Origin of the sequence: Pedobacter jejuensis, from assembly GCF_003725795.1 — a bacterium.
Taxonomy (GTDB): domain Bacteria; phylum Bacteroidota; class Bacteroidia; order Sphingobacteriales; family Sphingobacteriaceae; genus Pedobacter; species Pedobacter jejuensis.
This window is the reverse complement of record NZ_RBEE01000002.1, coordinates 134,936-151,618: the sequence shown is the minus strand read 5'-3', so window position 1 is coordinate 151,618 and position 16,683 is coordinate 134,936. Positions and strand designations below refer to the sequence as shown.

At 36.4% G+C, this 16,683-nt stretch carries 9 protein-coding genes; all 9 read right to left on the bottom strand.

Annotated elements, in window-relative coordinates:
• Positions 1-30: 30 nt before the first annotated feature.
• Positions 31-501, bottom strand: coding sequence for a pantetheine-phosphate adenylyltransferase (gene coaD / locus D7004_RS01320; protein WP_123204068.1), 471 nt, complete (start codon positions 499-501; stop codon positions 31-33).
• Between the two features lie 971 nt (positions 502-1,472).
• Positions 1,473-4,061, bottom strand: a complete 2,589-nt coding sequence (locus D7004_RS01315) for a glycoside hydrolase family 3 protein (RefSeq protein ID WP_123204067.1) — start codon at positions 4,059-4,061, stop codon at positions 1,473-1,475.
• Between the two features lie 377 nt (positions 4,062-4,438).
• Positions 4,439-5,374 (bottom strand): glycoside hydrolase family 43 protein, encoded by a 936-nt coding sequence (locus tag D7004_RS01310; protein ID WP_123204066.1) that lies wholly within the window; start codon positions 5,372-5,374, stop codon positions 4,439-4,441.
• A 6-nt stretch (positions 5,375-5,380) separates the two neighbouring features.
• A complete protein-coding gene (locus D7004_RS01305) occupies positions 5,381-7,315 on the bottom strand; it encodes a glycoside hydrolase family 97 protein (protein ID WP_123204065.1) in 1,935 nt (644 codons plus the stop codon).
• A gap of 3 nt (positions 7,316-7,318) precedes the next feature.
• Positions 7,319-8,857 (bottom strand): alpha-N-arabinofuranosidase, encoded by a 1,539-nt coding sequence (locus D7004_RS01300; protein WP_123204064.1) that lies wholly within the window; start codon positions 8,855-8,857, stop codon positions 7,319-7,321.
• A 7-nt stretch (positions 8,858-8,864) separates the two neighbouring features.
• Positions 8,865-10,865 (bottom strand): alpha-L-arabinofuranosidase C-terminal domain-containing protein, encoded by a 2,001-nt coding sequence (locus D7004_RS01295; RefSeq protein ID WP_123204063.1) that lies wholly within the window; start codon positions 10,863-10,865, stop codon positions 8,865-8,867.
• 213 nt (positions 10,866-11,078) lie between these two features.
• On the bottom strand, positions 11,079-11,540 hold the full coding sequence (locus D7004_RS01290; protein ID WP_123204062.1) for a SusF/SusE family outer membrane protein: 462 nt from the start codon (positions 11,538-11,540) through the stop codon (positions 11,079-11,081).
• A gap of 24 nt (positions 11,541-11,564) precedes the next feature.
• The gene (locus tag D7004_RS01285) at positions 11,565-13,283 is read right to left on the bottom strand and encodes a RagB/SusD family nutrient uptake outer membrane protein (protein ID WP_123204061.1); all 1,719 of its coding nucleotides are present in this window, start codon (positions 13,281-13,283) and stop codon (positions 11,565-11,567) included.
• A gap of 16 nt (positions 13,284-13,299) precedes the next feature.
• The gene (locus tag D7004_RS01280; protein ID WP_208646771.1) at positions 13,300-16,317 is read right to left on the bottom strand and encodes a SusC/RagA family TonB-linked outer membrane protein; all 3,018 of its coding nucleotides are present in this window, start codon (positions 16,315-16,317) and stop codon (positions 13,300-13,302) included.
• Positions 16,318-16,683: the final 366 nt, after the last annotated feature.

Genomic DNA, 16,683 nt, shown 5'->3' with positions numbered 1-16,683 from the left:
AATTATTGAAAAGAATTTTTAGTAGCAGTTTTAAGGTTTGTACAAAAATCCCAAAGCCTCTTTCGGCACAAACGGACTAACGTCGCCGTGGTTTCTTAGAATATCTCGAACGATGGTTGAACTGATGGCTGAATATTCTGGCTTGCTTAGAAGAAGGATGGTTTCTACTTCAGGCATCATGGTTTGGTTAATTTGAGCAATGGCTCTTTCATATTCAAAATCTGATGCTGAACGAATGCCACGAACCATATAAGTTGCGTTAATCTTTCGGCAAAAATCTACCGTTAATCCCTCGTAGGTTTGAATTTCTATGTTTTTATAGCCAGCAAAAACGGTTTCTAAAATTTGTAAACGCTGTTCGGCAGTAAGGAAATTTTGCTTTGAACTGTTTAATCCGATACCGATAACGATTTTATCAAAAAGAGGTGTAGCACGTTGTAAAATGTTGACGTGAGCAATAGTTATCGGGTCGAATGAGCCAGGAAATAGCGCTATTTTCATAAATCAAATATAGATTTTTAAGTGGAAAAGAGAAAGGTTTACGATAATTGCTTCCCAATTCCATGGTCTGTGTCCCCACAGACCATCATATTTTTGAATATTGTTTCGGTATGTGGAAACACAAACAGGGGATTAATTGTTGCCAAACTATTTACTTGAGTTCGATTCTTAAACTTTATAAGTTCGCTGTTTTATAGCATATTGCTTGTACGAGACGTCTTGCTGAATTTATTTCAGCATCTTTCCTGCAAACAAGACCCTGAAATAAATTCAGGGTGACGGTAACTAAAAGAAGCAGTCATTCCATGGTCTGTGTCCCCACAGACCATCATATTTTTGAATTCTGTTTCGGTCTGTGGGACATTGACCGAAGAGGAGTATAAACTGATTGATTGAACCGTTATGAGATTGCTTCGTACCTCGCAATGACGGTAGCTCATTTATCCGCAACCTTTAATACTTGCAGAAACAGATTTAATTAGACCCGATAGAGCGGAAAGACCGGAAGCCGAGGAACGAGGATGAGGACTTGAAGAGATAGCGGGACGAACATTAATAGAAGCTTGAGGTATTGCTCTTCTAAAATTTATAAATTATTATTTACGTCTTCAATGGTCTGATCCTCACAGGCCATTTAAATGTTGAATGTTTTTTCGGTCTGTGGAAACACAAACAGGGGATTAATTGTTGCCAAACTATTTACTTGAGTTCGATTCTTAAACTTTATAAGTTCGCTGTTTTATAGCAGTATTGCTTGTACGAAACGTCTTGCTGAATTTATTTCAGCATCTTTCCTGCGAAAAAGATCATGAAATAAATTCAGGGTGACGTAACAAAAAAAAGCAGTCATTCCATGGTCTGTGTCACCACAGACCATTATATTTTTGAATGCTTTTTCGGTCTGTGAGGACATAGACCGAGGAGCAAAATTCAGGGTGACGTTACTAAAAAACACAGCTTATTAATTGTTTCTATTTACTTAAATCGACAACCGAATTCAATCTGATATCTTTAGAAGAAGAACCAACATTTATCATAACCTTACCTTGCTCAGGTTGCCAGCCTTTTTCGATTGACCAGAAGGAAATATCATCTTCATTAACTTTCAAATCAACTTTTGTTTTTTGTCCTCTAGCTACAAATACCTTTTTAAAACCTTTTAATTGTTTTAAAGGAACTTCATGCTGTGAATCGGGATAACTGGTGTAAAGTTGTACTACTTCTTCTCCATCAATATTTCCTGTATTTACAATTTCCACTTCAACAGAAATTTGCTTTTTGCCATTTTCTATTGTTCTTTTAACTTGTAAGTTTTCGTATTTGAAAGTTGTGTAACTTAATCCGTATCCAAATTCATAAAGGGGTTTGCCGGGATAATACATATACGTTCGGCCTTCATTAATCTCATATCTATTCATTGCAGGCACTTTATCTAAACTTTCGTAATAGGTGAGGGGCAATTTTCCGGAAGGATTATATTTACCAAAAAGAACTGAGGCAATTGCATTTCCTGCCTGTTCGCCACCAAAGTAAATGTTCACAATACCTGGAATATTTTCTTTAATCCAACAAATAGTATGTTGACTGCCAGTTACCATAACCACTACAACATTTGGGTTAGCTTGGTAAACAGCTTTAAGCATCGCCATTTGGTCGCCCGGAAGCTCTAAATTTTCTTTGTCATGCCCTTCACGCTCATTATAAAGTCCGCTGCCAATAACCGCAACTACTACATCACTTTTTTTGGCAGCATCAATTTGGGCCGTGTAAACTTTATCTTTTGCAAACGGTGTACGCCACCAAAATCTGCAAACTGCATCATTTCCGGTATCATAATATTCAATTTTAACGGCATATTTTTTTCCTGCTACTAGAGTAACTCTAAAGCTATCTAAAATTTCACCCCTGTCTTTCCAGCTATTCGTAACTTGTTTACCATCAAACCAAGCTCTAGAACCATCGTCAGAACTTACAGCCAAAGTATATTCACCACTTTTTGATGGCACCAACCAACCCGTCCAACGCATAGATTTTTTACCTGCCGGAATAAATGGGTCAGGTGGATTCTCCTTCGTGTTAAAATTTACCTGTGGATCTATTCTTTTTTTAGGAGTTCCTTCTAAAAATTTATTATCGAAATATTCCGCATCAAGTCCGTGCTGCCCATTAGCAGCCTGAAGTTCATCAGATGGAATCATTTCTACATTAAAAAGATCTAATTTAGTAGGAGCATAATTTATTTTAACAGCATCTCCCACAGCATTTTTTATCCCTTGTAAAGGCGTAATTGGCGTATTAACTGGAACACCACTGTAACCTCCAAAAACATTAATATCAGCATTATGACCAACCACTGCGATAGATTTTAAATCTGATAGTTTCAGCGGTAAAATATTTTTATTGTTTTTCAAGAGTACAATACTTTCTTGAGCAGCTTTTAATGCCAGTTTTTGGTGTTCTTCACTTCCAATTACTTTTGGACTAATATTATCATAAACACCGTTACCGGTTTTATCAAATAAGCCGAGGCGAATGCGAACCCTTAATACGTTTCTTACCGAGTTGTTTAATTCTTCATCTGTAACAAGCTTTTTTTGCCATGCTAATTTTAAATATTCCTTTATCAGATTACAACCTGCAGCACATTCCATATCCATACCGGCTTTAAGAGCGGCAGCTGCGGCTTCTTCCATAGAGGCTGTGAATTGATGTTTGGTAAAGATGTTACAAGCTGCACCACAATCGCTCACTACGTAACCGTCAAAGCCCCATTCTTTACGAAGTACATCCGTTAGCAACCATTTACTTGCTGTAGATGGAATCCAGTTTACTTTGTTATAAGATGACATGATGCTTTGTGCGTTGCCTTCTACAACACTACTTTTAAAAGCAGGAAGATAGTATTCTCTTAAAGTTTTTTCGGAAACGATGGAATTTGCTGACAGCCGATTATTTTCTTCATTATTAGCTGCTAAATGCTTTGGCGTAGCAACCACTTTTATGTAGTTTGGGTCGTTGCCTTGTAAACCTTTGATATAAGCTACTGCAAAACGTGAGGTAAGAAATGGATCTTCTCCGTAGGTTTCTGCGGTTCTTCCCCATCGTGGGTCGCGGGCCATGTTTATGGTAGGTGACCACAACGTTAATAAATCGCTAAATGGTGCGTTTTGATTTTTTCCTTTATTTAGTTCATTCCATTTACCACGTGCTTCATCAGATATTGCCGTTGCTACACTATTTATTAAAGTTGGATTCCAAGATGCAGCCAAAGCTATGGATTGCGGAAAAACGGTGAATTTACCAGGACGCATTACACCATGTAATCCTTCATTTCCATAAAAATATTTATCAATACCAAGTCGTTCTACCGCTGCTGAAGTTTCAGAAAGCATTCCTATTTTTTCATCAATCGTTAAGCGTTTTATAACATCATCAAGTCTTTTTTCAATGGGTAATTTTGCATCGTTAAATGGAAAATTTTTAGATTGTTGTGCAAAACCCAAGAAAGGAAACAGACTTAAAATAAATATTCTTGCTAAAAATTTGGTAATGAAATTCATTTGGTTAAAAATCTTTATTGGCTTTAAAGTTGCAGTTTTGATGTGGTAAACAGCAATTTTAGTTCGGTTTTATTTACTTAAACGATTAAGTTCAAATACTATCGGGTTTGTGTGGCTATTGAATAAAACTCAGATTATGTTAATGGTCTGTGGGGACACAGACCATGGTTGAACTATTGGGTTTGTGTGGCTATTGAATAAACCTGAGATTATGTCAATGGTCTGTGGGGACACAGACCATGGTTCAGTTAAGGATATATTTATTCATCATCCTCGGTGTGATTCCTCACAGACCGAAACAAAAATCATATAAATTTTCTCTAAGTACACAGACCTTGATTGAGTAAAAGAATATCTTCTTTACAAAAAACTAAAAATTAAAGCTTTTGTAATTTGCGAAGTTCTCGCTTTTTTATCTTGAAAATGGTTCCATGCCTTAAACCTTTTGGTAGCGAAATATTATCTGAAACATCTACCCAATTCTTTAAATCAGTAGATTTTATTGCGCCATATTTGTGTTCGGTATATTTATCAAAATACACTAACCAATCATCTCCAATTTTTACTGATGTTGGACCTTCAGCCCAATAATTGCCAGTAATTGGTGCGCTAGCTGTAGTGTATGGTCCGGTTAAATTATCGCTAAATGCTATTTTGATATTTTTCTGAATGGGTTCTTTCGTTTCATCTTTTAAAAACATAACGAATTTATCGTTGTCATTAACAATAGATGCATCGATTACATTAAATCCGGGCTCGTAAAGTAATTTTGTAGGCGAAAAGGTTTTGAAATCTTCCGTAGTTGTAAAATAAATTCTGTTGTTGTTGGTGTCATCCTTCTTTAATAAAGTTTCAGGAAATTTTCCTTTAATCGTACTCGACCAATAAATCATGTACGTTTTGGTTTTCTTATCATAAGTAATTTCCGGTGCCCATGTATTTCCTACGCCCTCTTCCTTTTCCATAACGGGTAAAAATTGCTGTTCGCTCCAGTTGATTAAATCTTTGGAACTTGCATAACCAATTCCGTTAGATTTCCAACTAACCGTCCACACCATGTGAAAAAGTCCATCTTCACCACGCAAAATACATGGATCTCTCATTAATTTATCTTTACTTACGGTCGGTGTAAGGAATGATTCATCATTTTTCAATGCAGTCCAATTGTAAGCATCGGTGCTATATGCATAATGTAAACCATCTTGTCCATTATCTTTAAAATATGCAAATAGATGAATGGATTTCTTTGATTGTGCCACTCCATTTAGTAAGATAAAGAGGCATAAGGCACAAGTAATTAGTATTTTTTTCATGTTTTTCTATTCGATTACCATTACAAATCCACCGAAAGGTTTCATGGTAACTTGTTTATTTGTATTAGTTTTAATATCACTTTCTTTAAAAGAATATTTCTCATTTCCATCTTCTATCAATTTTGCGTTTTTAGCGCCAAAATCTGCTAACTTTAGAGTTATGGTTTTAGCATTGTTTTCGCCATTTATGCCAGCGATATACCATTTGTTTCCTGCTTTCCGGGCCATTACTACAAATTTTCCGGGATAGCCATCTATAAGTTTGGTTTCTGCCCAACTGGTCGGAAATTCTTGTAGAAAGGATTTAACGAAAGCTGGCATTCTAACCATTCCATCAGGTGCCTCGGCTAAATGTTGCACACCAGATTGGAAAATTACAGGTAATGCAAGTTCAAAAGCACTCGTTGTTTTCTTATTTATTTTGTCGATTTCGTATAAACGCATTGGTGTAAAATCCATCGGGTCGAAAACGTTTCTGGTAAATGGAATTGTCGTGGCATGCATCGGTTCTTCATCTGCATTTTCTTGTTTAAAAGTGATAAACTCCATACCTTTAATCGATTCCATTGTCATCAGGTTAGGATAAGTTCTTTGCCAACCTCTTGGTAATGTTGCTCCATGACAATTAACGCTCAAATTAAAACGAGCAGCATCTTCAAACAATTCCAGGTAATATTTAATCATGGATTGTCCATCGCCACCAAAAAAATCTACTTTGATGCCTTTAATACCCATTTTTTGCAAAAGAGCAAATTCTTTAAGTCGGTTTTCGTGTGTGGTAAGTTTATTTTTTGGTGTGTATTTTACGGTATTCCAATCCCCGGCAGAGTTGTACCACAACAGTAAATCAACATTTTTTTGCTTCGCGTAATTGGCTAAATCCTGCATTTTTTCATAGCCAATTTTTGTATCCCAATCTACATCAATTAGCGTGTATTCCCATTTCATTTCGGCAGCAAAATCAATGTATTTTTTCTGAGTATTGTATGTAATTGAGCTGTCTTTCAACATTATCCAACTCCAAGAAGCTTTGCCCATTTTAAATAATTCGGGCTTTATATTTGATTTTGCAGGATAAGCTAAATCTGTACCCAAGGTTGATTCAGTAATTTTTTTTAGATTGCCTATTGCTATAATTCTCCAGGGTGTAAACCAGGGAAGTTTAGATTCGGGATTTACATTTTGACCTGTAAAAGCCTCTCTTTTATCTGGAAAGCCAACTTTGTAGTTTCCATTTTCTGATTTAGATTCTAATCGGGTGGCGCAATAATTTTCATCTAAACCAGATTCTGAAATTAACAACCACGTATTTTTATATTTGAAAAGGGCAGGATAAACCCAACCTGCATTGGTTGGTGCCAGTGTGCCAACATTTATTTCTTTTTGATAATATTCTTCATAAGATGGATTGGTACTTTCCCATCCGGTTTTCGCTACAGACATGGGCTGCATCCAGGCTTTTGTTTCTTTAAAAAAATGGAATGATGTTATTTCATCGGTTATGCTTTTGATTTTATCACCTTTTTCAGGAAAATAATACCTGAAAGCAACTCCATCATCAGATACCTGGAAAATAACATCAATTTTATTACCCGCCGAATTTTTTAAATGAATTATCTTTTTATTTGCAACGTAGTTATGGTTTAGGCGTTTTGAATTTTTAAGTACATAAGAATCTTTAATCAATTCATTTTTAGATACTGAGATTAGCGACAGTTTTTTTGATAGGTCTTCATCTGCCCGGATTAGCCCAAGGTTAGATTTCTGCAAAACCAATTCTGTTCCTTTTTTTATGGAATAATAGGCTTGTCCATTTTTAATAAAGACATCTGCTTTAATCGTATTATCAGGACTTGAAATGGTAATACTCGACTGAGCTTTAGTTATTTGAGATGCTGCCAAAGTAAGCATGAACAGCAATATGTGGTATTTTTTTATCATTTCTTATTTTAATTCGAGTACAACTACGGATTGTGATGGCATATCAATTTTTAACAGATTACCAGATTTTTTTGCGCCTGTAAACTTGGCATTATGAACTTTATCAGGATTTGAAAATGTGTTAATGTCTGTAATTTTTACAGAGGTTAATACTTGTCCGGTTACGGTTTTCCATTTTAGTCCGTTTAAATCCGTACTAATTGAAATTTTATTTTTTGGGTCTAAATTAACTAACGATATATGAACTGCTCCTGTTGAATCCTGAGAAGCAGATACATTTAGCGCCGGGATTTTAGCATTTCCAAAGCCATATTCCGGGCTGTTAAATGTTATGGGTAAGTATTTTGCATCTTGATGAACTTTAAATAAATCGAAAATGTGGTAAGTAGGCGTGAGGAGCATTTTATCTTTTTCTGTAAGAATAAGTGCCTGCAAAACATTTACCGTTTGCGCCAGGTTGGCCATTTTTACACGGTCTGAATGGTTATTGAAAATGTTAAGCGTTGTACCTGCAATTAATGCATCGCGAAGGCTATTTTGTTGATACAAAAATCCCGGGTTTGTTCCTGGCTCAACATCGGTCCAAATTCCCCATTCATCCACAACAAGGGCTACTTTTTTATTTGGATCATATTTATCCATTATTGCTGAATGCTTGGTTACCAGTTCTTCCATTTTCAAGCAATTTTTCATGGTGTTGAAATATTGTTCTTCATCAAAATTCGTTGCAGAACCTTTAGCTTTCCAATTATTGGTTGGTATGGTGTAATAATGTAAAGTAAGTCCCCACATTCTCGAACCAATTGCTTTCATAGAAGTTTCTGTCCAATTGTAATCATCGGCATTGGCACCACTAGCTATTCTTTTTAATGGCGCACCGGCATAATCTCTGGCGTAGGTAGCGTATCGTTTGTATAAATCAGAATAATAAGCAGGCGTCATGTGTCCGCCGCAACCCCAACTTTCGTTGCCAACACCCCAAAAAGTAACTTTCCAGGGCTTTTCTCTTCCGTTTTGTGCACGTATGGTTGCCATCGGACTAACGCCATCAAAGTTTAAATACTCTACCCATTTTGCCATTTCTTCAACCGTACCACTACCAACATTACCTGCAATGTATGGTTCGCAGTTTAACATATCGCAGAGCTCCAGAAATTCATGTGTGCCAAAACTATTGTCTTCCGTTACACCGCCCCAGTTTGTATTGACCATTTTCGGGCGTTGGTTTCTTGGGCCAATTCCATCTCTCCAATGGTATTCATCTGCAAAGCAACCACCTGGCCAACGTAGGTTTGGTATGTTTATTTTCTTTAGCGCATCAACAACATCAAGCCTTATTCGGCCTTTGTTAGGGATTGGAGAATTTTCATCAACCCAAAAACCATCATAAATACACCGACCCAAATGCTCAGAAAAATGACCGTAAATGTGTTTGCTGATGATTTGTTCGCCCGCCTGTTTAATGTTTAGGTTTACCTCACTTTGGGCATTGACAAATTTGATGAAACATAGAGCAATAAAGAATAGCGATAGTTTTTTCATTAAGCAATTATTTGGTAAATGGAATTGTGATAACGTTAAAAGAGTATGGCTTTAAAGTGATAGCCAATTTTTTGTTTTTTACAACAATAGCATTTCGTTTAGGACTTACAGCGTTAGGATTTTCGAATGAGTTTAGCTGATTTAAATTTTCACTAGCCAATTCATCAACATATCCTTTGCTTTTTAAGCTCTTTTTACCTTCTAAATCGAAGTTTATGTTTTGAGCTTTGTTGGTTGTATTCGATATTTTAATAATAACTTCTTTACTTATGTTGTCGCCAACTGCTGATGCATATAAGCCATCTTGCCCGATGATATTTTTACCATCCAATTTTGCAGCGATAACATCGGTGCCTTTATTTGTGGAGAAAAGTTTTTGAACATAATAATCTGGTGTGCCATAGCAATTTAAATTATCAACCCAAATCATATCAGGAGCCCATTGCCAGGCATCGATATGGGCAAAAAGTGGAGCGTAAGATGCCATTTGTACAACATCCGCATTTCTTTCAAGCCCTGTCATTAACGATGCAGAAGCCAAAGCACTTTCCCAATTATTTTTGCTGCTACCTGTTAAGCTTTTATCCGCGTGTACGGCATATTCACCAACAAATACTTTCGTATCATTTCTTGGGTAGTTATCATATCTACCAGCATTTTTCAAAAACCAATCTGCAGGGCGATAATAATGTTCGTCGATAAAATCTGCGTTTGTACTGCGTAATGACGTATTTAACGCATTAAATCTTTCTCCTTCTGGGTCGGTACCAGAGCTGTTTATAATTTTAAAATCCGGATACTTTGCTTTTATCGCTTTGGTAAAAATGGCTAACCGCTCCAGGTATTGTGGTCCCCAGTTTTCATTTCCAACACCCATCATTTTTAAATTAAATGGTTTTGGGTGCCCTAATTCTGCTCTCTTTTTACCCCAAGTCGTGTTCGTATCGCCATTGGCAAATTCAATTAAATCTAAAGCATCCTGAACATAAGGATCCAATTCATCCAAAGCAACAACTTCACCAGTATTAAATTGGCATGCCATTCCGCAATTTAAAATAGGTAGTGCATCAGAACCAATATCTTCTGCAAGCTGAAAATATTCGAAAAAGCCTAATCCAAAGCTTTGGTAATAATCTGATGCCGGGCGATGCGCAAATTCTACATTCCAGCGGTTCATCAAGAGCTGTCTTTCTTCAATTGGGCCAATGGTTTTTTTCCATTGATAGCGGTTTGCAAGGTCAGTTCCTTCTACAATACAGCCACCCGGAAAACGAATAAACCCCGGTTTCATATCAGCCAAAATCTTAACCATATCTTTCCTTAAACCTTGTGGTCTATTTTTCCAGGTATCACCCGGGAACAAGGAAATCATATCTAAATCAATTTTTCCTTTTCCATCAAATAATACTACAAATCTTGCTTTTGCATCTGTTTCGGTAGCTGTAAAACTTGCAGTTTGTTTGTTCCATTCGCTTCCGGATTTTTCGGGCGTCAAACTTCCTTCGCCGATTATTTTATTATCTGATGATATTAACTGCAAGCGAAGTTTTATAGCTGCAACTGGTTGGCGGTACATTACAGAGAAATCATAGCGAACTCCTTTTTTTACACCAATGCCTTTAAAGCCTTCATTACTTAAGCCAAAATTGCCCTTTTCAGTATTAATTTGCACATACCTCGGGTTGGCTATATTTGCTTCTTTGCGATTTACAATCAGAATTTCGCCTTCATTTGCCTTTGCCCGTTGTATGGTCCAACCCATTAAAGGTTTAGCAAATTCGAAAGAACGGTTTTTGATTAACTCAGCATATATTCCACCATCGGCACCAAAATTAATGTCTTCAAAAAAAACGCCCCACATATTCGGTTGCACTTTTGCAATTGAATTATCGATGTTAATTTTTATGGTTTTAGTGGTTTGTGCTTTTAGATTAATAGGAGATAGGCCGATTAATATTAAGGATAACGATGCGAAGAATATACTATTTGCGGTATATTTTGATTTCATAAAAAGCATATTTGGTGAGAATCTTTAAGTAAAAATAAAAATTTTACTATAATAAACGTTATTTATACGATTATTATTTAAGAAATCGTTTACTTAAGGAATTTAGCTTATGCTCGGATTAATGGTTTCGCTAAAGCTATAAGCATAAAAAAAGCCTTTTAAGTTACCTTAAAAAGCTTTTTTGTAATTAATAATGAGCGTAAAACTTATTTATTATTGTTTTTTGAACGTTACGGTAACAGCATTCATATCAACAGTGATTTGATAAGTACCCGCTTCTGCAGCACTAAGTTTCCATTTAATATCAGGGTTTCCACTTAAGGCAATTTGTGCTTTATTGTTCGAAACACTCTGACTTGCGGTTGCTGCTACGAAAAAATCAGATGAAAAACTTTTTTGAGTGGCAAATTTAATTTCACCTGCGGTTAGTGGTCCTGTCCAAGTAAATTGTGTCTTGTTTGCTGGATTGACCGTCATTTTGATAGCAGCATCAATATTCCACAAAGCCGGACTTGCATCACCAATGATATAAACATTCGAATAAATTAGCGGTAAAGGATCTGATGCTTTTAGTTCTTTTTTGCAAGAAGAGAGTAAAATGCTTGCACCAATTAATAGCAAACTGTACATCACATACAGCTTGCTAGGGTTATATTTTATACTTGTTGTTTTCATTTTTTAAAATGCTAGCTTGTTTAATTAATATCCAGGATTTTGTTTTAACTGAGGATTTATGTTTAAAACGTTTTCACCGATAGGAAAAATTTCAGTATGATTATCTGCATCGGGCTGTTTATCCCACCAAATTCCTTTTGTAAAAACTCCCCAACGAATCAAGTCTGTTCTTCTACGTCCTTCGGTTAAAAATTCACGTCCCCATTCATCAAGCATTTCCTGGTCGGTTAAGCTGCTTCCATCTGTTTTGTACAAACTTGGTGAGCCAGCAGGGTAGTACCGAGAGCGAACCCGGTTTAACAAAACACTAGCTCCGGCTTTATCTCCAGCCCTATATTTACATTCTGCAAGTGCATAATAAATTTCTGCCAAACGAATTTCAGCATAGTTTGAAGCGATTTTATTCGCATCATCAGATGGATACCATGGATATTTTACTGATGGGATACCGGAATTTTGATCTGCATGGTTCATATTCGATTCTTTATCAGCAGGAGCAACTCCGGGAGGCGTGTTTAAAAAATAACCAACTGCATCTCTAATATATAATGTGTAGCCTTTTGTACCTTCAACGTTTACAGTGTTTCCACTTGCATTTCTATAGGGTAAGTATCTAAATAAAAACATTCCTTCGCGTTTACTTCCACCTAAATTTTTATATTTTTTTAATCGTACATCATCCGCATATTTCTGAAACTTAACAAATGGCTTGCCCAATGCGGTTGTTAACTCAACATCATTAATGTCTCTTCCGGGTTGAAGCGAAAATTTTGGATTCATGTTTCCAAAATCCGTAAAGCCAAAATATTGAGGTGTGTTTACCGGAAAGCTCCAGAAATACATGCCACTTGTATATTGCCAATGTGTGTATCCGAATGATGATGGAAAAGCAAACAAGTTTTCTGTTGATGTACCATTGTTATAATCAAATGGCGCATCCCATCTACTTTCGATATTGTAAGTGCCATATTTTCCATCAATAATATCCTGGCAAACTGTGGCACATTGTGCAAACTTATCCTGACCGGTGTACACCTTTGCATTTAAATAAAGTCTTGATAATAAAGACATGGCAGCACCTTTTGTCCATCTGCCAAGGCCGTTTGCACCAAGTGCGGTGTTGGTTGGTAAGTTTGGAACGGCTTGTAAAAGTTCACTTTCTATAAAATTAAAAGTTTCTTGCGGGGTAGATTGCTCTTTACCTTTATTTTCTCCTTTAACTTTGGTGATGATTTCAATATTTCTGTAAGTATCTAATAATCGAATGTAAAACCATGCCCTTAAAGTTTTAAGTTCAGCGATAAAATCAGCTTGCTCTGCGGCAGTCATATTAAATTTGCCAAGGTCTGTAATCGCCTCAATATCTTCAATAGAGTTTGTTGCCAATGCAATTCCCTGATATAAATCATTCCACATATTGCTGGTGTAATCATCAGTTTTTGTCCAGGTATGGTTGTGCATACGTTGAAAAATACCGCCATCAAACCAATCTCCCTGTCTGTTTGGCGTCATCAGTTCATCCGATGAATTTTCTTGTGGTGCATAAGTGCTTTGAATGGTGTAGTAACCATGTTCAAATGGTCTGAGGAAATCTCGTATCACATCATCCTTTGTTTGAAGGAAATTTTTTGATGTGATGATATCATAAGGTTTCTCTTCGAGTTTTGTACAACTCCCTAGTGATAAACCTCCAACTAGGATGCTTATTACCAGTATATTTTTATGTGTCTGAGTAAATTTCATTTTGATATTTTTTAAATTAAAAACTCACCTGCAAACCACCAAGTAATTGCATGGTTGATGGATAGTAGTTTAAAGAACTACTTGCACCAGGATACAGCCCATTAATAGATGTAGCTTCCGGGTCGCCACCTGTATATTTAGTGAAAGTGTAAAGGTTTCTTCCGGTTACAAATGCTCTTACCGATTTAACATATTTTGATTTTGCAGTGAAGGTGTAACCGAAACTAACATTGTCAATTTTCAAGTAATCTCCTTTTTCAAGAAAATAATCTGAAGCAGATGCGAGTGTGCTGCCATTGGTAAGTTTAGAATATTTGCCACCATCGTAAGCTGATTGAAGTACGTTTGTACCGGTTGTTGTAGCCGGAGTACCGATGTAGAATGCATTTGTATTAAATATGCTGTAACCAAAAGCACCTCTTAAAAATACAGAAGCATCAAAGTTTTTATAACGAAATGTATTACCTAAACTCAGTGTAAATTTTGGAAGTCCATTGCCAACGTATTGCTTATCTTCATTTTTTGATGTGTTGGCCGCTATAATATCGCCTGCTTTATTATATACCAGCAAGCGTCCAAATGTATCATACCCGGCAGATTTTAACATGTAAAAACTACCAATTCTACGGCCTTCTTCCAATCGCTGTATGGTTCCCGGGCTGCCTGGAGCAGGTAAACCTACTACATCTAAAAATGTTTGCCCTTTATAAGTATCGTTTGAAAACGAAACAAATTTGTTCTCTAAAGTTGCTCCGGCAAGCGATATTTCGTAGCTGAAATTATCTGTCTTTATTGGCGTACCAGAAAGCTGCAATTCGATGCCTGAGTTTTGCATAGAACCAACATTTGCATAGATAGAACCTTGTACATTTGGCGGAATTGGTACATTGTAATAACCTAGTAAATCTTTGTTTTGTCTTATGTAATAATTAATGCTTCCGCTTAATCGGTTACTAAATAAAGAGAAGTCTAAACCAAAGTTGTAATTGGCAGCAGTTTCCCATCTTAAATCGTAATTGGTATTTTGGCTTGGACCATAAACCTGATAATAAGTGCCATTGTATAAGTAATAGCCATAACCTGTGTAGGTATCTAAAGATAAATAGTTGCCAAAATCCTGATTACCCGTTACACCATAATCAGCTCTTATTTTTAGGTTATTAATCCAGCTTAAAGATTTAATTACGGGTTGCTGACTTAAATCCCAGGCGGCTGATATAGCAGGAAAATTACCCCACTTGTTATCTTGCCCGAACTTTGAAGAACCTTCACGTCTTAAACTTGCAGATACGAATACTTCATCATTAAAGCTATAATTTAACCTGCCGAAAAGTGCAATTAGTCTGGAATCGTTTTGATAACTGCCTACATTATTTTGCCCTGCAACAAGATTATATAAACCCGCTCCTAAATTATTATAAGTAAAAACATCAGTTGGAAATTGCGAATTAGAACCAGAAAGACCTTGATTGTTAAAATAGGCGTAAGAATATCCGCCTAATAATTTAAACGAATGCTTTTTTATGTCAAGTGCATAATTGGTTGTCCACTCTAAGTTTTTGGTATCATTGTTTGAGTAGATTCTAGAAGCCGAGTTGCGACCACCATTAGAGGCAATAGCATTTGTATTGGTTGATGGTCGGAAATAAAAACTTAAAAAACTGGTATTCGATTGACTTACCATTAACTGGGTACTCCAATCTTTGATAATGTTAAGTTTAAATGAACCATTCCAATCCAGATATTTTCCTTCCGTACCGCTTAAAACGGTATTTACCTCTTCAACAGGATTGTATGGATTTGTAATACCATTTGTGGTGTAGTAGTAAAGGTTGCCATTGGTTTGATTTAATATTGGCTGCGTTGGATTTAGCGTTAAAGCTTGAGCAAAACCACCGTAATCTGCATTATTGCTTTTCAAATAACGTGGCGCAATATTTAAAGCCAAGGTGTATAAATTATTTTCTGGCGTGTGGGTAACATTTACCCTTGCACCGTACTCAGTTTTTGAGGAGCGAACATCAATACCTTCAGCATTTCTATAATCGCCTGAGATGTAATAATTTGTGCGGGCGCTACCGCCTGATGCTGATAGATTATGACGTTGAGAAAAAGCATACTTTTTGGTGATTTCATCTTGCCAGTCTGTTCGTGCACCATAATCAAAACCTCTTTTATTCGCGATAAAATCATCGGCCGAAAGAATATTGACTTTGTTTGTAGGAACATCAAAAGAGAAATAATTATTGTAATTCATTTGAGCTTGAGAGGAACCTTTTTTCGTGGTAATTAAAATAACACCATTGCTGCCTCGAGTACCATAAATGGCTGATGCTGCTCCACCTTTCAAAATATCTATGGAAGCGATATCATTCTGGTTGATGTTGTCTATATTTCCTCCCGGAATTCCATCTACAATGTACAGCGGACCTAAACCTGCGTTTCTAGATGATACACCACGTAGTTGAATACTAGGTGAAGAATTTGGGTCGCCGGTTGCTGTATTTACCACACTTAAACCCGCAACTTTGCCTTGTAACGACATTAAAGCACCATTACCACCTACCGAAAGTAAATCTTTTGCACCTAAATGGGTAATGGCACTACTCACTTCTTTTTCGCGAAGTGTGCCGTAACCCACAACAATTACATCATTTAGAGAGCGAACATCATCGGCAAGTGTAATGTTTATCTGCCTTTTATCTCCTGCTTTTACTTCCTGATTATTAAAGCCAATGAAAGCAAATACAAGCACTGAAGATGGGCTACTTACTTCGAGCTTGTATAAACCATTCTCATCAGTTACGGTGCGGTTGGATGTTTCTTTTTCACTAACAATAACACCAGGAATTGGCAATCCTTTCGAATCAGTTACTTTACCGGTAATTGGAATGGCTAAAGAAAATTCTTTGGGTGGATTTGTTTCTTTATAAATACGTGCAAAAGAGGGTTGGCCGGCGATGATAAATGCTGCAAGGAGCCATCTCGACCTTCGAATTGCATTGGCAATCCCGATGGGTAGCTTTTTTTTCATATACATTTGGTTAGGTTAAATTTGATTAGGATGAAAGATTACGAATCGCAGTTTGAAAAGGGAAACGTAATAATTAATCTAAAATCAGATTTGGGATACTTGAACTATTAGGGTTTTATTGTTTCTTAGTTTGGTAGAATAAGCAGCCTCATTAACTTGCTGAAAATCTGTTTACAAGGTAGAGTTATCTACAGCATCTCCATTTACCAAATTGTTTCAATTTGTCGTCAAATAGTATCAAAATTTAATTGGAAAATGTATATTTTTTCTCACTTCAGGTGGTTCAAAAGAATTTATACCTGATTTCAATTCTTAAACTTAATATTTTACTGTTTCATCGCCGTATTGCTTTTACGAGACGTCCTG